The sequence below is a fragment of the Nonomuraea sp. NPDC049378 genome (genome assembly GCF_055586745.1).
Window position 1 is genome coordinate 120,660 of the sequence record NZ_JBVJHP010000005.1, and the last position, 17,913, is coordinate 138,572.

A 17,913-nucleotide genomic window follows, 5' to 3' on the forward strand; every position below is an offset into this window, starting at 1 on the left:
CTCTTTCTCTACTGCTTCTTCTTGACCAGGCCGAGCTGGATCCAGACCCCGGCCGGCAGGCGCAGCAGGTCGCTGTCCTGCTCGGGCCAGCCGGTGAAGCGGCTGGTGTTGGTGAACTGCGTGTTCACGTAGTCCCAGAGCTGGATCGCGGGAAGGTCCTGGTTGGCGGCCTTGGCGAGCTGCGTCATGATCGGCTTGGCCTCTTCCGCGGAGGCCGCGTTGAGCTTGCCGGTCAGCTCACCCGGGTTGATCGTGCCGACGCCTTCGACGTCGATCTCCTCGGCGCTGCCCATCCAGTTGCCGCCCTTGCCGGGGGCGCTGTGCTTGACCTTGCCCGCGACGTTGGTCCAGCCGTTGGAGGCGCCGTAGAGGCGCTGGTAGATGTCGTACGGCGCCGGGCCGAGCGCCATCAGCCAGAAGCCGACGTCGTACTTGCCGGCCGCGATCTCCTCGAGGTAGATCGGGTAGTCGGCGACGGTGACGACCTCGGCGTCCACGCCGTTCTCGATGAGCTGGCTCTTGATGTTCTCCTGCGCGGAGATCCAGTCGGAGAAGCCGGAGGGCGCGTGCATGGTCACCTTCCACGGCGACCCGTCGGCCAGCGTCCACTTGCCGTTCTTCTTCTGCAGGCCGGCTTCCTTGAACTCCGTCTCGGCCTTGGCCACGTCGTGCGCGTACGGCTCCAGCTTCGGCAGCTCGTCGCCGATCCACTCCTGGGCCGGCTTCTGGTGGATGCCGGTCGTCGTCACGGCCGCCGTGCCGCCCTCGGGCGAGGCGACCTTGGTGACCTGCTGGCGGTCGATCAGGTAGGCCAGGCCGCGCCGCACGTGCACGTTGTCGTACGGCTTCTTCGACTGGTTGAACGCCATGCCGACGGCCACCGGGGAGAAGCCCTTGATCAGGTGGGAGCCGGGCGCCTGCTTGATGCGGTTCATCACGTCGGTCGGGGCGGCGACGAAGCCGGACTGGTCGAGCTTGCCGGCGGTCAGGTAGTTCCAGATCTGCTCGTTGCCGCTGTAGTTGAGGAACTTGACCTGGTCGGGAGCGACGTTGGCGGCGTTGAAGAAGTTCTTGTTCTTCAGCAGCAGCGCCTCGCCGGGGTTGACCCGCTCCAGCGTGAACGGCCCGGCGGAGACGTCCTGCGGCGGCTTGAAGGCGAGCACCTTCTGGCCGACGGCCAGGATGTCCTCGCGCGCCTTCTCGGCGGCGTCGCCGGTGCCCCTGGAGGTCTTCAGGGTGTCCCAGAAGTCGGCGGGCAGCACGCTGTTCCACACGTGGGCGGGCACGACGAGGCTGTCGAGGACGCCGCGGGCGAACTTCGAGCTCGGGTTGGACATGTCCTGGGTGATCTTGATCGTCTTGTCGTCGACGACCTCCACCTCGGCCGCCGCGCCGGCCGCGCCGGGCGTGATCGCGAACGCGGTGCTGCCCTGCGTGTAGGCGATGCCGATGGAGAGCTTGACGTCCTCGGCCGTGACCGGCTTGCCGTCGGACCACTTGGCGTTCGGCTGCAGGTGCAGGGTGATCGAGGAGTTGTCCTCCGCGACCTCCCACTTCTCCGCGATGCCGGGGTAGAACTGGTTGGGGTCGGTCACGTGGTTCTTGACCCAGCCCAGTTTCATCGCGTTGTAACCCAGGTAGGAGTTACCCTTCGGGTGCCAGGGGTTGGCGGGCGCGCTCGCGTCGAGGCCCGGCCTGTTGACGTCGATCGTGGTGAACAGGCCGCCACCACCGCCCGAGCCGCCTGACTTGTCGGGGGTGCCACCACTGCATGCCGCAGTCGCGGTGGCAAGGCCCAGCAACGCCACTACCGCTGCCAGTCGCTTCATTTGCCGCTCCGGAGGATGTCGAGCCTGTTGAGGGATCTGCAGGAGTTGACCGGACACTACGATCGCGTCAGACCGGCGTCAATAATCTCCAGATGTTGTGAGGCTAATGTAACTTTCCTTCATCAGTGTGCGAAGTGGAGCTAAGCGCCGTCAAGTAAAACGTCAGTTCATTACCAAGACGGCAGCCCCGTTGACCTGGTCGTTCGCCAGATCCGTCAGCGCCCTGGCGGCCTCCTCCAGGGGGTAGGGGGCCGTCGTCACCCGCGGCCGGTGGGCCAGCGCGAGCTCCAGATAGGCCCGCCCGTCGGCCCTGGTGTTGGCCGTCACGCTGCGCACGGTCCGCTCCTGGAAGAGGTGACGCTCGTAGTTCAGCGGCGGCACGTCGGTCAGGTGGATCCCGGCGATCGCCAGCGTCCCGCCCCGGTCGAGCGCCTCCAGCGCCGGCGGCACCAGCGTGCCCACCGGAGCGAAGAGGATGGCCGCGTCCAGCGGCTCCGGCGGCGGACCGCCCGTCGCCGAGGCCGCTCCCAGCTCGAGCGCCAGCTCGCGGGAGGCGGGAGACCTGCTGACGGCGTGCACCGTGGCCCCCTGCGCGATGGCGGCCTGCGCGGTCAGGTGGGCCGAGGCCCCGAACCCGTAGATGCCCAGCCGCCCGCCCTGCGGCAGGTCGGCGCGGGCCAGCGCCCGGTAGCCGATGATCCCCGCGCACAGCAGCGGCGCCAGCCACTCGGCGGGAGGCTCGTCCGGCAGGGGATAGACGTAGGCGGACGGCGCGACGAGATAGTCGGCGAACCCGCCGTCGGCGTCCCACCCGGTGTAGGCGGAGTCGGGGCAGAGGTTCTCCATCCCCCTGACGCAGTAACGGCACCTCCCGCAGGTGGAGCGGAGCCAGGCCACCCCGACCCGCTGGTCCGTGCCGACGACCCGGCCGACCGCCTGGTGGCCCGGGGTGGTGCGGGGCCGCCGCGGCGCCAGGTCGCCCTCCGCCAGATGCAGGTCCGTACGGCACACGCCGCACGCCTCCACCCGCACCAGCACCTCTCCGGGCCCCGGCTCGGGCACCTCCCGCTCGACGAGTTCCAGCGGCCCCGACGCCATCGGCCCCGGCCGGTTCACCACCCAGGCGCGCACGTCAGCCGACCCCGGCGAGGCGCTCGTGGGCGAGGGTGGCGTAGAGCGCGGCCCCGTCCGGCAGGACCGAGTCGTCGAAGACCGCCTCGGGCGAGTGGTTGTAGGGGGCCGTGGCCGGGTCACGGCCGGGCGGGCACGCCCCCAGGAAGACGAACGCCCCGGGCACGGAGTCCAGCACGTACGAGAAGTCCTCCGAGCCCATCACCGGCTGCGGCGAGACGAAGTAGCGGCCGGGCCCGAACAGCTCGTCGGCCGTCCTGCCCAGGAAGTCCGCCTCGCTCTCGTCGTTCACCGTCACCGGGTAGCCCATCCCGAACGACGCCTCGGCCCGCAGCCCGTGGGCCGCCGCGACGCCCTCCACGACCTCGACCAGCCGCCGCTTGACCAGCGTCCTGTTCTCCTTGCTGAAGGTCCGCACCGTCGCGTCGAACCGGGCGTCGTCGGGGATGATGTTGTCCTTCGACCCGCCGTGGAAGCTGCCCACCGTCACGACCACGGGGTCGAACACGTCGAACGTCCTGGTCACCATCGACTGCAGCGCCGCGACCATCTCGCAGCCCGCCTGGATCGGGTCGAGGGACCGGTGCGGGCTGGAGCCGTGGCCGCCCCGCCCCCTGACCGTCACGGAGAACGTGTCCGCCGCCGCCATGATCGGCCCAGGCCGCGAGGCGAACAGCCCCAGCGGCAACATGGAGGAGACCACGTGCATGCCGTAGGCCGCCACCGGGCGGGAGCCGGCCGCGTCGAGCACGCCCTCGGCGATCATGTGCTTGGCGCCGTCGTGGCCCTCCTCTCCCGGCTGGAACATGAAGACGACGTCCCCGGCCAGCTCGTCGCGCCGCGCGCTCAGCAGCCGCGCCGCTCCCACCAGCATCGCGGTGTGCAGATCGTGCCCGCACGCGTGCATCTGCCCCGCCAGCCGGGAGACGTACGGCAGGCCGTTCTTCTCCGTCACCGGCAGCGCGTCCATGTCGCCGCGCAGCAGCACGGCGGGGCCCGGCCGCCCGCCCCTCAGGACCGCGGTCACGGAGCTCAGCGCCGTGCCCGTCTTGATCTCCAACGGGAGCCCGTCCAGGGCGGCCAGCACCTTCTCCTGGGTGCGGGGGAGCTGGAGACCGATCTCCGGAGTGGTGTGCAGCGAGTGCCTGAGCTGAACGATTTCATCCCGCATGTCCTGCGCGGATTCAGTGAACGACATGAGGCCATTGTTCATGTCCGTGCCGCCGCGTCCAGTGATGCCACGCTGGTGGCGGTTCGCACACCGAGCGGGCCGGAGGCCGGCGCGGCGCCATCGGTAGGATGGGGCGGTGACCGAGCGTAAGCGGATCGACTTCTGGTTGTCCGACATGGACGGCGTGCTCGTCCACGAGGGGCGTCCGATCCCCGGTGCGGACGAATTCATCAAACGGCTCAGCGAGTCAGGCACACCCTTCCGGGTGCTGACCAACAACTCGATCTACACGGCGCGCGACCTGTCGGTGCGGCTGAGCGCCGCGGGCCTCGACGTGCCCCCCGCGTCCATCTGGACCTCGGCCGTGGCCACCGCGGAGTTCCTCGACGACCAGCGGGCGGGCGGCACGGCGTACGTGATCGGCGAGGCGGGCCTGACGACGGCGCTGCACGAGGTGGGCTATGTGCTCACCGACCTCGACCCCGACTACGTGGTGCTCGGCGAGACCCGCACCTACAGCTTCACCCAGATCACCCGCGCCATCCGGCTCATCGAGGGCGGCGCGCGCTTCATCGCCACCAACCCCGACGCGATCGGCCCCTCCACCGAGGGTTCCCTGCCGGCCTGCGGCGCCGTGGCGGCCATGATCACCAAGGCCACGGGCGTCGCCCCCTACTTCGTCGGCAAGCCCAATCCCCGCATGATGCGCAGCGCGCTCAACGCCATCGGCGGCCACAGCGAGACCACCGCGATGATCGGCGACCGCATGGACACCGACATCGTGTGCGGCATGGAGGCGGGGCTCTACACGATCCTCGTCCTCACCGGCGTCACCGCGCGCGACCAGGTCGAGCGGTTCCCCTACCGCCCGTCCCTGGTGGTCGATTCGGTGGCCGACCTCATCGATCTCATCTGAACCTGACGTTCCCTGACAGGAACACCTGGCAGGCTCACCCGTCATGACCCGCGTTTACCTGGAGACCGGCCCGAAGAAGATGTTCGCCTGCTCGCTCGACTGGCCCGGCTGGTGCCGGATCGCGAAGGGCGAGGAGGCGGCGCTCGACCGGCTGGTGGAATACGCGCCCCGCTACCGCGTGGTGGCGGCGCGGGCCGGGCTGGAGTTCGCGCCGGGCGACCCGGTGGTGGCAGGGCGCGTGCCGGGCAGCGAAATGACCGACTTCGGCGTGCCGTACGCGGTGCCCGATCTCGACCTCGAGCCGCTGCCCGCTCCCGAGGCGGAGCGCGGCGTCACCCTGCTGCGGGCGGCCTGGGGCCTGTTCGACGAGACCGCCGCCGCCTCGCCCGAGGAACTGCGCAAGGGCCCGCGGGGCGGCGGGCGCGACCTCACGAAGATCGTCGATCACGTGGAGAACGCCGAGCGCGCCTTCGCCAGGAAGGTCGGCGTGCGGCACCGGCCCTACCGATCCCGCGGTGACCGCGACGCGATGCGCGAGGAGCTGGCGGAGGTCCTGGCCCGCCCGTGGGAGCCGCCCCAGACGACGGGCTGGCCCCCTCGCTACGCGCTGCGCCGCATCGCCTGGCACGTCATCGACCACCTCTGGGAGATCGAGGACCGGCGGTGAGGCGGGGGAGCAGCCGTTACGGCGAACACCGGACACGGCTACAGGCCGTGACCATATGATGGCGGAAATCGCCCGCCGGTGCCGGCGGCCGATGTCCCATCCGGTCATGGCAGAGGTAGGCGTGCGTGGACATGCGGGCGGAGATTCTCGACCTGAAACTCCGTGTCGAAGAGCTTGAGACGGGCGTCCGGCACGGGGACGTGGCGATCGGGCGCCGCGGCGAGCCCGACCGCCAGGAGGAGTTCCTGCGCGAGATCGGCGACCGGACCAAGAGCCTGCGGGCCGACGTCGCGGCGGTGAAGTCCGCGCTCGCGGACGGCCGGGTCGAGATGGCCGAGCAGTTCGCCGCCGTCGAGACCGAGATCGCGGCCATCCGGCGGGAGGTGAACTCCTGGCCGCCCGGCCCGGAGGCGGATGAGGGCATGGTCGCCGACGAGTTCGCGGCCGTCCGGTCGGGGCTGGAGCACGAGTTCAACTCCCTGCGCTCCGAGATGACCGATCTCGGCATCAAGCTGGACCGCCTGCTGAAGCGGCGTGAGGACGGCTGACGGTCACGCGTCCTGGCCGATGAGCCGGGGGAGCCGGGTGATGGCGGACGACAGGTAGTCCGCCACCGCCTCGGGCACCAGGTGACGCGTGGTGATCTCCTCGCGGTCCAGCGGCACTCGCACCACCTCGTACACTCCGCGCGACGGATCCTCGAACTCCGGTCCGTGCCGCAGCCCGGGGTCCATCGACGCCAGCCGGCAGCCGAAGACGTGCTGTGTCTTGACCGCGTCCTTCCACGCGTACGACACGGTGGTCAGCGGCGTCACGCCGAAGACCGTGGCGCCGAGCTCCTCGAGCAGTTCGCGGCGCAACGTGTCGACCAGCGAGCCGTCCTCCGGCTCGACGTGGCCGCCCGGCACCGACCAGTAGACGTCGCGGCCCGGCACCGTACGCCTGAAGAGCACCAGCCGCTCGTCGCCGTCGAGAAGGACGCCCCGGACACTCGGTCGCATACGGCCACCCTATTTGACCGGTATGTCCTTCGGGTAGCCTAACCTACGGTACCGTAACCCCAAGGAGAAGATCTTTTATGGCGATGACGCAGACGGAGCTGCTGCACGAGCTCGAGCCCGTGGTGGCGGGGGAGCTCGACCGCCACGAGAAAATGGCCAAAGAGTGGTTCCCGCACGAGTACATCCCGTGGAGCGAAGGCCGCGACTTCGACGGCGTCTACGGGGGCGAGGCGTGGCAGGAAGGCGACTCCAAGATCCCCGAGGCGGCCCGCGTCTCGCTCATCGTCAACCTCCTCACCGAGGACAACCTGCCGAGCTACCACCACGAGATCGCCACCACGTTCGGCCGCGACGGCGCCTGGGGCACCTGGGTGCACCGGTGGACCGCCGAGGAGGACCGCCACGGCACCGCGCTGCGCGACTACCTCACCGTGACCCGCGCCGTCGACCCCGTCGCCCTCGAGCGGGCCCGCATGCGCCACATGGAGCACGGCTTCGCCACCGCGTACGGCACCATGCTCCAGCAGCTCGCGTACGTCTCCTTCCAGGAGCTGGCCACCCGCATCTCGCACCGCAACACCGGCAGGGCCTCCGGCGACGAGGGTTGCGAGCGGCTGCTCGCCAGGATCGCCGCCGACGAGAACCTGCACATGCTCTTCTACCGCAACCTGCTCAAGGCCGCCTTCGAGCTCGACCCCAACCAGACCATGCGCGCGGTCACCGACGTCGTCACGACGTTCCAGATGCCGGGCACCGGGATGGACGGCTTCGCCCGCAAGGCCATGATCATCGCCCACGAGGGCATCTACGACCTGCGCCTTCACCTCGACGACGTGCTCATGCCGGTGCTGAAGCAGTGGGCCGTGTTCGACAAGACCGGGCTGGACGCCGAGGGCGAGCAGGCCCGCGAGGAGCTGTCGGCGTTCCTGGCCAGGACCGACGCCACCGCCGCCAGGTTCGTCGAACGCCGGGAGGAGCGCCGCGCCCGCGCCGCCGCCCGCACATGACCTCCCGCACCTGACCCCGGCGCGCGGCGCCGCCCGTCGGTGGCATGATGGCGCCCCATGGATCTCCCCGCCCAGCTGCTCATCTGGTTCTTCACGTTCCTGACGGTCATCGCGCTGGCCGTGGCGGCGCAACGGCTGCTGAACGTCAGGTTCGGCATGGTCCGCACGTTCCTGGCGGCCCTGGTCGCCTTCGGGCTGGCGCAGCCGGTGATGGAGCCGATCCTCGGGCTCATCGGCCCGACCGACCCGGAGACCGTGCCCGGCCCGGGCGCGCTGGGGCTGCTGCTGCTCGTCATCATGTGCGTGGTGCTCATCCCGATGGTGATCCTCGTGCTGGCCGAGGCGCTGGTGCCGCCCGGCTCGGTGCCCGGCCCGCTGGAGCTCGTCCGCTCCGTGCGCGGCCGCGTCTCCCGGGCCAGGCGCTACTCGCAGATCACCAGGATCGCCATCAGGCACGGCCTCGGCCCCTACCTGCGGGGCCGGGGCGAGCGCCTGGAGGACCACTCGGGCAAGATGCGGCTGGCCAGGTCGCTGCGCGAGGCGCTCGAGGACGGCGGGGTCACGTTCGTCAAGCTCGGCCAGGTCCTGTCGACCCGGCGCGACCTGCTGCCCGCGGAGTTCGTCGAGGAGCTGGGGCGGCTGCAGGACCAAGTGGCGCCCGCGCCGTGGGAGCGGATCGAGCCGGTGCTCGCCGCGGAGCTGGGCGGGCCGGTCGACGAGGTGTTCGCCGAGTTCGACCGGACACCGCTGGCCGCCGCCTCCATCGGGCAGGTCCACGTCGCCCGGCTGCACGACGGTCAGAGCGTGGTGGTCAAGGTGCAGCGGCCGGGCATCGGCGCGGTCGTCGCCAAGGACCTCGACATCGTCCGGCGGCTGGCCGTCACGCTGGAGTCCAGGACCCGCTGGGGCCGCTCGCTCGGCCTGCGCGACCTGGGCGAGGGGTTCGCCACCGCCATCCGCGAGGAGCTGGACTTCCGGGTCGAGGCCGCCAACATGGCCGCCGTCACCGCCTCAGGCGGCGGCAGCGTCACCTACCCGGCCCCGATCGGCGCCCTGTGCACCGAACGCGTGCTCGTCATGCGGCGCCTGTCCGGCAGGCCGGTCACCGCGGCCACCCGCGAGCAGGGCCCCGCGCTCGCCCGCGACCTGCTCGACTGCCTGCTCAGGCAGATCCTCGTCGAAGGCGTCTTCCACGCCGACCCGCATCCCGGCAACCTCATGCTGCTCGACGACGGCACGCTGGGCCTGCTCGACTTCGGCTCGGTCGGCCGGCTCGACGCCGGCGTGCGCTCGGCCCTGCAACGTTTCCTGCTGGCCATGAACCGGCAGGATCCCCTGGGCGTGACCGACGCGCTGCTGGAGGTCGTGCCGAGGCCCGAGGACATCGACGAGGCCGCGCTCGAACGCGCGCTCGGCCAGTTCATGGCCAGGCACCTGGCCGGCGCCATGGACAGCGCGCAGATGTTCACCGACCTGTTCAGGATCGTCTCCGCGTACGGGCTGTCGATCCCGCCGGAGGTCGCCGCCGTCTTCCGCGCCCTGGCCACCCTGGAGGGCACGCTCATCCGCCTCTCGCCCGGCTTCAACCTCATCGGCGAGGCCCGCGCGTTCGCCGGCCGCTACCTCGCCGAGCAGGTGAGCCCCGAGACGATCAAGGAGTCCGTCGCCCAGGAGCTGGCCGCGCTGGTGCCGATGTTGCGCCGCCTGCCGCGCCGTGTGGAGCGCATCGCCAGCGCGGCCGAGCACGGCAGGTTCAGCCTGAACGTGCGCCTGCTCGCCGACGACCGCGACCGCGCCTACCTCACCGGCCTGCTGCACCAGGTGCTGCTCACGGTACTCGGCGCGACGGCCGGGATCATGGCGGTCATCCTCCTCGGCATCGACGGCGGACCCGCCGCGCTGGGCACGACGTCGTTGTTCCAGCTCATCGGCTACAACCTGCTGGTGATCTCGGCCATCCTCGTCCTGCGCGTGCTCGCGCTGATCTTCCGCCGTCCCCGCGCCTCGGACGAGCGCCTGTGAGCCCTCGCCGGTAAAGCCTGTGGGGCTCTTGACCGAGGGATGGTCTTGGACATCCAAGGCATCGGGCAGTTTCCCGGTAACACCGGAACCCCTTGGGAGCAGAGGGTGAAAATCATCGGGATTGCGGCCAGCCTCAACAAGGGGTCCTTTATCAACCGGCTGCTCGTCGCCGCGGGCGCCGAGCTGCCCCGCGGCATCGCCTTCGAGGAGTGGCGCGGGCTGGGCGAGATCCCGCCGTACACCCGAGGTCCGGTTCCCGCGCCGGCCGCCGCGCTGGCCCGCCTGGTGGCCTCCGGTGACGCCGTGCTGCTCACCGCGCCCGAGCACAGCCTGCTGCCGCCCGAGCTGGCGTACGCGCTGGACTGGATGGCGGCCCGCGACGGCCTGTCCGGCAAGCACGTCGCCGTCATGAGCGCCAGCGCCCGCGCCTGCGGCGCCATGTGGGCCCAGGCGGAGCTCTACAAGCGGCTCCAGAGCGCCGGGGCGGTCGTCATGGGCGCCGAGCTGGTGATCTCTCCCGCCTGCCCCCATTTCGACGAGTACGGACGCCTCAGGCCGGCCGCCCTGCGGGACCAGGTGCGCGCGGTGATCCGGCAACTCTGCCCCGCCGGGATCCTGGAACCCGTGCTCTCGTTGTCGCCCTGAGGGCCGCCCCTAAGGATCGCGGCGCAGGCGTTTGACGTCGGAGCGGTGCTTCTTGGCGGTGATGCGCCGCTCGACGGCGCCGCGGCTCGGCTTGGTCGGGCGGCGGCGCTTGGGCGGCGGGGCGATGGCCTCGCGCAGGCGCTGGGCCAGGCGGTGCCGCGCGGCCTCCCTGTTGCGCAGCTGCGAGCGGTATTCGGAGGCGGCGATCGTGATCGTGTCGGCGCCCAGCCGGCCGCGGGCCCGCTCCTTGAGCGCCGGCGGCAGCGCGGTGCTCGCGGCCAGGTCGAAGGTCAGCTCCACGCGGCTGTCCGTGGTGTTGACACCCTGGCCGCCCGGGCCTGACGAGCGCGAGAAACGCCAGACGAGCTCGGCGTCGGGGATGACGACCGAGTCGTTGACGACCAGCGGGCCGGGCATGCGTGAAACTCCTGTTCGACGTCCACAGTGAAGTGTCACCGTATCCGGGCGACCCATGCCGGTCGCAACGGCATTTCCCTTGTCGTGCGGCGCGGAGCACCGGCTTGACGGCGGGATGCAAGGGGCGTATGCCAATATCGCGCAACAACGATCAAGGGCGGGGAGGCGCTGTGGCGGCCATCGTCGGCGTGCACGGAATCGGCAAGTACAACTACTACGTGGACGCCGGGCGGTCCGCGGCCGGGGCGGCGGAGGCCATGCGCCGCAAGTGGGACCGCTACCTGCACGCGACGCTGGACGCGGAGTCCGCGGCCTACTTCGCCGAGATCGCCTACTTCGCCCACCACCTGCACGACGGCGGGCCCGATGACCGGGGCGACGACGCACCGGAATCCGCCGCCGCGATGGAGATCCAGGCCCAGGAGGTGCTCGCCGGCTGGGCCAGGAACATGGGCCTCGGCGAGCACATCACAGGAGCGCTCAAATCGGTCACCGGCTGGCTGCTCGACAGGCTGGACGGCAGGTCGGCGGCGTTCGCGAAGCTGTTCGTGCCCGAGGTGGCGACGTACCTCACCGACCAGGCCAGGCGGGAGAGCTGCCGGCAGGTCGTCGCCGACGTCATCCGGCGCAACCGGCCCAGGGTCGTGATCGCGCACTCGCTCGGCAGCGTCGTCGCGTACGAGACGCTCTGGGCGTACCCCGAGCTCGAGATCGATCTGCTCGTCACCCTCGGCAGCCCGCTCGGCATGCGCCACGTCGTCTTCGAACGCCTCCTGCCCGCCCCCATCAACGGCCGTGGCGAGCGGCCCGAGAACGTCGGCCGCTGGGTGAACATCGCCGACAAGGACGACATCGCCGCCATCCCGCCCGCGTTGCGGGAGAGCTTCACCGGCGTCGACGCCGAAGAACTGGTCAACCTCGACTGGATCGACTTCCACACGGCCGAGAAATACCTTGGCTGCCCGGCGCTCGACCCGCATCTGCGACCATTCCTGGCATGACGTGGATCGTGTTCGACTATGGCGGTGTCCTGTCCCTGCCCCAGCCCGAGTCCGACGCGGACGCCATGGCGCGGGCCGCCGGGGCCGACCCCGAGCTGTTCAGCCGCGGCTACTGGGAGCACCGCCTCGCGTTCGACCGGGGGAGCATGACGCCGTTCACCTACTGGTCGGCGGTGCTCGGCAGGCCCGTCACCCACTCCGAGGCCGCCCGGCTGGTCGCCATGGACATCGCGAGCTGGGCCCATCCCGACGAGGGCACGCTCGCCGTCCTGGGCGAGCTGATCGAGGCGGGACGTGACGTGGCGCTGCTGTCCAACGCGCCCGTCTGCGTCAGCGAGGGCCTGGACGAGCTGCCCTGGATCGCCGCGATCGGGCGGCGCTTCTACAGCGGCAGGATGGGCCTGGTCAAACCCGACAAGGAGATCTACGACGAGATGGCCCGCGAGCTCGGCGCCGACCCCGCCGAGATCGTCTTCATCGACGACCGGCCGGAGAACGTCCAGGGCGCCGAGCGGGCCGGCATGACCGGCGTGCACTTCACCGGCGCCGCCGCGCTGAGGGCGGCGCTGGGGTGAGCCGTACAGCACGGTCACGGAACCGGCTCTGGAGGCGTCGTAGGGTGCGGCCACGGCGAGGTCGGGCCGCCCGTCGGCGTCGAAGTCGAGCGGCTGACCGCCGCACGACCGGGCGGTGGCGTGGGCCGTACCCGTGACGAGAGGAAGAACCAGGCAGGCGGCGAGCACAGCGTTCATACCGGAAGTAATGACCAGACAGGTCGAACCGAGCTTTAACGCCACGAGAACGGGTCAGGAGGGCAGGATGCACATCGCCCGCCGACCGCGACGAGCCCTGTGGACGCGGAATTTCCCGTGTCGGGGCCGGCGCGGGACCGTGCCAGGATAGTCGGGTGGACGACATCGACCTCGCTGATCTGGATTTCTGGCGCAAGCCGCCCAAAGAGCGCAATGAGGCGTTCGCCCGGCTCCGCCAGCTGGAGCTCCCGGTGTTCTTCCCGGAGAAGAAGGTCCCGCTCCTCCGCTCGGGCAAGGGCTTCTACGCCCTCGTACGCCACGCGGACGTGGTCGAGGCGAGCCGTAACGCCAAGGTGTTCTCCAGCGAGCCCGCCGTCACCAATCCGGAGCCGCCCGGCTGGGTGAAGCAGGTGTTCGGGGAGTCGATGGTCAACATGGACGATCCGCGCCACGCCCGCCTGCGCAGGATCGTCACCCGCTCGTTCAGCCCGAAGATGCTGGCCGGCCTGCAGAGCGACATCGAGGCGGCCTGCGCCCGCATCGTCGACGACGTCGTCAAGGACGGTCCGCGCGACTTCGTCTCGCAGGTCGCCGCCCGGCTGCCCATCCACGTCATCTGCGACATGCTCGACATCCCGCACGAGTTGCGGGCCAAGGTGCACCAGCACGTCGACATCTCCACCGCCTACACCGGCGTGCGGCCCAGCCTGGCCCGCAGCGTCCAGATGGCCGGCCAGAACATGCTGGCCCTGCTCGCCCTGCAGCGCATGGTCATCAAGCTCGGCCACGAGCGGGTCGCCAACCCCCAGGGCGACCTGGTCTCCCTCCTGGTCAACGCCAACCCCGACGGGGAGAAGCTGACCGACAAGGAGCTCGGCTCGTTCTTCGCGCTGCTCCTGGTCGCGGGCAACGAGACGGCCCGCAACACGATGGCCCACGGCATCAAGCTGCTCACCGACAACCCGGCGCAGCGCGAGCTGCTGATGAGCGACTTCGACACGCACATCAACGGCGCCGTCGAGGAGATGGTCCGCTTCGTGTCGCCGATCATGCAGTTCCGGCGCACGGTCACCGAGGACTGCACGCTGCGCGGCCTGGAGCTGAAGAAGGGCGACAAGGTCGTGCTCTTCTACGGCTCGGCCAACCGCGACGAGTCGGTCTTCGCCGACCCCGACACGTTCGACATCACCCGCGACACCAAGCCGCACGTCGGCTTCGGCGGGCCAGGGCCGCACTTCTGCCTCGGCGCCAACCTGGCCAGGCAGGAGCTGCGGACGATGTTCCGCGAGCTGCTGACCAGGCTGCCCGGCATCCGCTCGGTCGGCGAGCCCGAGCTGCTCCTGTCGAACTTCGACAACAGCGTGCGCAGCCAGGCGTTCGCCCTCTAGCCGTCGCTAGTCGTCGGACACGAGGACGTTCGACCTGATGGTGAAGAACGTGATCAGCGCCGCCACCACCATCATGCCGGCGCTGATCAGCATCGCCATCCTGAAGCCCGCGTCGAACACCGGCGGGTTCTCGAACGCGTCGCCGACCAGGCCGACCACCGGCGGCACCGCGGCCACCGCGAACAGGCTGCCGGTGCGGGCCACCGCGTTGTTGACGCCGCTGGCCGTGCCCGCGTGGCGGTCCTCGACCGTGGCCAGCACGGTCGCGGTGAGCGGCGCGACCGCGCCCGACAGCCCCAGCCCGAAGACGAACACCGCGGGCAGCACCTGGAGCGGGTAGGACGCACCGAAGCCGATGGTGCTCATCCACAGGAAACCGGCGCCCGCCAGCAGGATCCCGCCCGTCATCGGCCAGCGCGGCCCGATGCGTTTGGCCAGCTCACCGGCCCGGCCCGACAGCAGCATCATCAGGATCGTCGTGGGCAACATCGCGAGCCCGGCGGCGATGGGGGAGAAGCCGGAGACGACCTGGAGTTGCACCACGAGCAGGAAGAACACCACGCCCATGGCCGCGTACATGATCAGGGTGACCACGTTGACGGCCGTGAAGACGCGGTCGCGGAAGATGTCGACGGGCACCAGCGCGTCCGGCGACCTGCGCACCTCGATCGCCACGAACGCGGCCCCCAGCAGCAGCCCGGCGAGCAGCGGCGCCGGTGCGCCCTCCTGGATCAGCCCGTAGGTGATCCCGGCCAGCGCCAGCGCCGCGAGGACCGAGCCCAGCACGTCGAAGCGCCCCGCGGCCTGCTCGTCCTTGCTCTCGGGCACGTGCCGCAGGGCGACGAAGACGATGAGCGCCGCGAACGGCAGGTTGATCAGGAACGCCCACCGCCACCCGGCGGTCTGCACCAGCCAACCGCCGAGCAGCGGCCCGATGGCGCTGGCCACCCCGCCGAGCCCCGACCACGTGCCCACGGCGCGCGGCCGGTCGTGCCGGACGAACGACGCCTGGATGATCGCCAGCGAGCCGGGCGTGAGCAGCGCGCCGCCGATGCCCTGCAGCGCCCTGGCCCCGATCAGGAACTCGATGCTCGGCGACAGCCCGCACAGCGCGGAGGCCACGGCGAACCACACGACGCCGATGACGAAGATCGTGCGCCGGCCGTAGCGGTCACCGAGCGAGCCGCCGAGAAGGATCAGCCCGGCGAGGGTGAGCGTGTAGGCGTTGATCGTCCACTGCAGCCCCGCCATGCCCGCGTCGAGCTCCCTGCCGAGGTAGGGGAGCGCGACGTTCACGACCGTGCTGTCGAGCAGGGCCAGGCCCGAGCCCAGCACCGTCGCGAACAGGATCCAGCGGCCGCGCGCCGACCTGAGCTCGACATGGTCGCCGGCATGCAGCTCGTTGGGCCCGGAGGTCATGGGCCCAATCCTGTCACCGCCGCCCGGTCTCGCTTCCGAGGGCTCGCAGGACGAACGCCGAAACCAGCTCGGCGGCCGCCTCCACCGTCACGTCGCCGCTGATCAGCGGCACCCGTTCCGCGCCGATGACCGCGAGCACCATCCGCGCCGTGGCGGGCACGTCGATCACCTGGAAGTCCCCGGACGCCTGGCCGCTGTCGAGGATCTCGACGAGGACGCGCTGCATGGGCGCGACGTGCTCGGCCAGCCGCTGGTAGGCGTCGGGGCCGAGGGCCGCGCTGAGGTCGGCGGCCCCCGGATGCGGATGCGCGAGCAGCCCGGCCAGCTGGAGGCGGACGAACGCGCGCAACCGGTCGGCGGGCGATGCGTCGGCGGGCAGCTCCCGCTCGTAGCTGTCGATGAAGTAGCGGGTCACCCGCTCGGTGAACGCCAGCAGGAGCGCGGTCTTGTCGGGAAAGTAGTTGTAGAGCACGGTGCGCGTGATGCCGGCCTCGCCGGCCACGTCGGTCATGGAGATGGCGTCGATGCCCTGCTCCCTGGACAGTCGCGAGACCGCCTGCAGGATGCGGTCGCGCGTCTGGGCGCGGTGCTCGCCGATGGTGGCCGCGGAGATGCGGGGCATATGCCCATGGTACGGCGTACGGGCGATCTCGCCTGCGGAACATACCGGACATATTTAATCGAATCATTCATTCATTTGCTTGGAAGATTCGGCTATGCTTCCATGGCCTCATGCTGTACGGCACACCGGCCCTCGACCCCGCCGACAAGGCGGTGCTCGCCGAGATCGAGGACATGCGGCAGGATCTGCGCTTCCGCCTGGCCGAGACCCACCGATGGGACGGCCAGCTCCGCAGGCAGCTCCAGGCACGGGCGATCCAGGGCTCCAACTCCATCGAGGGTTACCGGGCGGGGGTGGAGGACATCCAGTCGATCATGGCGGGGGAAGAGCCGCTGGAAACCTCCGCCTCGGTCGCCAAGGAGATCGCCGGCTACCAGCAGGCGCTGACCTACATCACGCTGCTGTCGCGCGCGCCGGCGTTCCGCTACGACGCGGGAGTGCTCAACGCGCTCAACTTCATGATGATCGGCCACCACCGGCACAAGACCCCCGGCGTCGTCAGGCCGGGAAGCGTCTTCATCCGCAACGGGCGATCCGGCGAGGTCGTCTACGAGGGACCGGACGTCGAAGTCGTGCCGGGGCTCCTCGGCGAGCTCGTGACGTGGCTCAACGAGGGCGACCTCGCGGCCCTCAGCTACGTGCGGGCCGCGATGGCCCACCTCAACCTGGTGAACATTCATCCGTGGCGCGACGGCAACGGCCGCATGTCTCGTGCCCTGCAGACCCTGGTGCTGGGCAGAGACCGGATCACCACCCCCGAGTTCGCCTCCATCGAGGAATGGCTGGGGGAGCAGCGCACCACGGTCGAATACTACGACGTGCTCGGCGCCGTCGGCGGGCGCCGATGGAGCCCGCACGGTGACACCCTTCCCTGGGTGCGGTTCTGCCTGAAGGCGCATCACATGCAGGCGCAGCGCGTCCGGCGCCGGCTCGCCGAGGCGGGTGAGATCTGGACCCTGCTGGAGGAGCGGGTCGACGCCGACGGGCTCAACACGCGGTGCGTCTCGGCGTTGTACGAAGCGTTCGTGAGCAGGCGCCTGCGCCGCAGCCGCTATCAGGCCGACGAGGACCTGAGCCAGGGCCAGGCCGCCCGTGACCTGCGCGACCTGGCGGCCAAGGGCTGGCTGCGGCCCTACGGAGAGACGAAGGGCCGCTATTACGAGGCCGGCCCTCGGATGGCCGAGATCAAGGCCGACTTCGCCGGGCGCGCCGCCCCGCTGCGCGACCCCTATCGCGAGGACGCCGGCTAGGGCCGGCGGTCAGGCGGCGGCCCTGACGGTGTGGAAGAGCTCGGCGAGCACCGCGGTGTTGAGCCGGTAGGCGAGCTTGACCTCGCTGACGACGCGCTGCCGCTCGCTGTCGTCGAGCTCCAGCGCGTCGAGCCGGGACCGGTATTCGGTCTTGAACCGGGGCAGGCTGCCCAGCTCGTCGAAGAAGTAGAAGTCGACGCCCCCGCCCCTGGCGTAGCCGTAGATCTTCTGCAGTTCCATCCGGATGAACTGCCCGCCGGACAGGTCGCCCAGGTAGCGGGTGTAGTGGTGGGCGATGTAGCCGCCCGGCCAGCCGGCTGTCTCGCGGATGCGCGCCACGAGGGCTTCGGTGGATGCCGACGGCGCGATCCGGTCGCGCCAGCCCGGCCCGTAGACGGCGGCGAGGTCGCGTTCGAGAGCGGGCTCGCGGTAGAGCTCGGGGAAGACGAAGCGGCCGGCCACCGGGTGCTCGGCCAGTTCCCGTGACACCCCGTCGAGCGCGGTGTAGGCGAAGTAGTGCTGGGCGACCATCTCTCCGTATTCGTGCTCGCTCAACCGGCCGGCCATGAGCTCGGTGAGATAGCCCTCGGACTCGGCCGACTCGTGGTCGGCCCAGGTGGCCTTTCGCAGGCTCTCGGAGAACGACGTCGTCACAGCTCACCTCTACTCCGCTGG

At 70.5% G+C, this 17,913-nt stretch carries 18 protein-coding genes and 1 pseudogene; 10 read left to right on the forward strand and 9 right to left on the reverse strand.

Annotated features, from left to right (window positions below):
- Window positions 1-8: 8 nt before the first annotated feature.
- The 3 genes from ACZ6SA_RS12645 to ACZ6SA_RS12655 form a co-directional block, all read right to left on the reverse strand.
- Window positions 9-1,829: an ABC transporter substrate-binding protein gene (locus ACZ6SA_RS12645; RefSeq protein ID WP_465827928.1), complete on the reverse strand. Its 1,821-nt coding sequence runs from the start codon at window positions 1,827-1,829 to the stop codon at window positions 9-11.
- A gap of 162 nt (window positions 1,830-1,991) precedes the next feature.
- Window positions 1,992-2,960, reverse strand: a complete 969-nt coding sequence (locus ACZ6SA_RS12650) for a zinc-dependent alcohol dehydrogenase family protein (protein WP_347643021.1) — start codon at window positions 2,958-2,960, stop codon at window positions 1,992-1,994.
- 1 nt (window position 2,961) lies between these two features.
- Window positions 2,962-4,158: a M20 metallopeptidase family protein gene (locus tag ACZ6SA_RS12655; protein ID WP_465827929.1), complete on the reverse strand. Its 1,197-nt coding sequence runs from the start codon at window positions 4,156-4,158 to the stop codon at window positions 2,962-2,964.
- A gap of 109 nt (window positions 4,159-4,267) precedes the next feature.
- On the opposite strand from ACZ6SA_RS12655, the gene ACZ6SA_RS12660 reads away from it, so the two are divergent.
- From ACZ6SA_RS12660 to ACZ6SA_RS12670, 3 genes are all read left to right on the forward strand, one after another.
- Complete coding sequence (locus ACZ6SA_RS12660; protein ID WP_347643023.1) at window positions 4,268-5,047, forward strand: HAD-IIA family hydrolase; 780 nt, start codon at window positions 4,268-4,270, stop codon at window positions 5,045-5,047.
- A 43-nt stretch (window positions 5,048-5,090) separates the two neighbouring features.
- Window positions 5,091-5,714 (forward strand): hypothetical protein, encoded by a 624-nt coding sequence (locus tag ACZ6SA_RS12665; protein WP_347643024.1) that lies wholly within the window; start codon window positions 5,091-5,093, stop codon window positions 5,712-5,714.
- 125 nt (window positions 5,715-5,839) lie between these two features.
- Window positions 5,840-6,262: a hypothetical protein gene (locus tag ACZ6SA_RS12670; protein WP_347643025.1), complete on the forward strand. Its 423-nt coding sequence runs from the start codon at window positions 5,840-5,842 to the stop codon at window positions 6,260-6,262.
- Window positions 6,263-6,265: 3 nt separating this feature from the next.
- Here the strand turns inward: ACZ6SA_RS12670 and ACZ6SA_RS12675 are convergent, their stop codons facing one another.
- On the reverse strand, window positions 6,266-6,715 hold the full coding sequence (locus ACZ6SA_RS12675; RefSeq protein WP_347643026.1) for an NUDIX hydrolase: 450 nt from the start codon (window positions 6,713-6,715) through the stop codon (window positions 6,266-6,268).
- Between the two features lie 77 nt (window positions 6,716-6,792).
- Here ACZ6SA_RS12675 and ACZ6SA_RS12680 point away from each other — a divergent pair, with 77 nt between their 5' ends.
- The 3 genes from ACZ6SA_RS12680 (at window position 6,793) to ACZ6SA_RS12690 (ending at window position 10,389) form a co-directional block, all read left to right on the forward strand.
- Window positions 6,793-7,722, forward strand: coding sequence for an acyl-ACP desaturase (locus tag ACZ6SA_RS12680; RefSeq protein ID WP_347643027.1), 930 nt, complete (start codon window positions 6,793-6,795; stop codon window positions 7,720-7,722).
- A 57-nt stretch (window positions 7,723-7,779) separates the two neighbouring features.
- Window positions 7,780-9,744, forward strand: a complete 1,965-nt coding sequence (locus ACZ6SA_RS12685; RefSeq protein ID WP_347643028.1) for an ABC1 kinase family protein — start codon at window positions 7,780-7,782, stop codon at window positions 9,742-9,744.
- Window positions 9,745-9,849: 105 nt separating this feature from the next.
- The gene (locus ACZ6SA_RS12690) at window positions 9,850-10,389 is read left to right on the forward strand and encodes an NADPH-dependent FMN reductase (protein ID WP_347643029.1); all 540 of its coding nucleotides are present in this window, start codon (window positions 9,850-9,852) and stop codon (window positions 10,387-10,389) included.
- 9 nt (window positions 10,390-10,398) lie between these two features.
- On the opposite strand, the gene arfB is transcribed toward ACZ6SA_RS12690, so the two are convergent.
- Entirely contained in the window at window positions 10,399-10,806 is a 408-nt protein-coding gene (gene arfB / locus ACZ6SA_RS12695) for an alternative ribosome rescue aminoacyl-tRNA hydrolase ArfB (RefSeq protein WP_347643030.1), read from the reverse strand.
- A 170-nt stretch (window positions 10,807-10,976) separates the two neighbouring features.
- On the opposite strand from arfB, the gene ACZ6SA_RS12700 reads away from it, so the two are divergent.
- Both ACZ6SA_RS12700 and ACZ6SA_RS12705 read left to right on the forward strand, forming a co-directional pair.
- On the forward strand, window positions 10,977-11,807 hold the full coding sequence (locus ACZ6SA_RS12700; protein ID WP_347643031.1) for a hypothetical protein: 831 nt from the start codon (window positions 10,977-10,979) through the stop codon (window positions 11,805-11,807).
- Entirely contained in the window at window positions 11,804-12,382 is a 579-nt protein-coding gene (locus ACZ6SA_RS12705; RefSeq protein ID WP_465827932.1) for an HAD family hydrolase, read from the forward strand. The genes ACZ6SA_RS12700 and ACZ6SA_RS12705 overlap by 4 nt, the downstream gene beginning before the upstream one ends.
- 18 nt (window positions 12,383-12,400) lie before the next feature.
- Here ACZ6SA_RS12705 and ACZ6SA_RS12710 read toward each other — a convergent pair.
- Window positions 12,401-12,559 (reverse strand): annotated as a pseudogene (locus tag ACZ6SA_RS12710) (hypothetical protein); the annotation flags it as partial.
- A 155-nt stretch (window positions 12,560-12,714) separates the two neighbouring features.
- Between ACZ6SA_RS12710 and ACZ6SA_RS12715 the strand changes: the two are divergent.
- A complete protein-coding gene (locus ACZ6SA_RS12715) occupies window positions 12,715-13,947 on the forward strand; it encodes a cytochrome P450 (protein ID WP_347643033.1) in 1,233 nt (410 codons plus the stop codon).
- A gap of 6 nt (window positions 13,948-13,953) precedes the next feature.
- On the opposite strand, the gene ACZ6SA_RS12720 is transcribed toward ACZ6SA_RS12715, so the two are convergent.
- The gene (locus ACZ6SA_RS12720) at window positions 13,954-15,366 is read right to left on the reverse strand and encodes an MFS transporter (protein ID WP_465827933.1); all 1,413 of its coding nucleotides are present in this window, start codon (window positions 15,364-15,366) and stop codon (window positions 13,954-13,956) included.
- 13 nt (window positions 15,367-15,379) lie between these two features.
- Window positions 15,380-15,988 (reverse strand): TetR/AcrR family transcriptional regulator, encoded by a 609-nt coding sequence (locus tag ACZ6SA_RS12725; RefSeq protein WP_347643035.1) that lies wholly within the window; start codon window positions 15,986-15,988, stop codon window positions 15,380-15,382.
- Window positions 15,989-16,098: 110 nt separating this feature from the next.
- Between ACZ6SA_RS12725 and ACZ6SA_RS12730 the strand changes: the two genes are divergently transcribed.
- Window positions 16,099-17,238, forward strand: a complete 1,140-nt coding sequence (locus ACZ6SA_RS12730; RefSeq protein ID WP_465827935.1) for a Fic family protein — start codon at window positions 16,099-16,101, stop codon at window positions 17,236-17,238.
- Between the two features lie 9 nt (window positions 17,239-17,247).
- Here ACZ6SA_RS12730 and ACZ6SA_RS12735 read toward each other — a convergent pair whose 3' ends face one another.
- Window positions 17,248-17,892: a biliverdin-producing heme oxygenase gene (locus tag ACZ6SA_RS12735; protein WP_465827936.1), complete on the reverse strand. Its 645-nt coding sequence runs from the start codon at window positions 17,890-17,892 to the stop codon at window positions 17,248-17,250.
- Window positions 17,893-17,913: the final 21 nt, after the last annotated feature.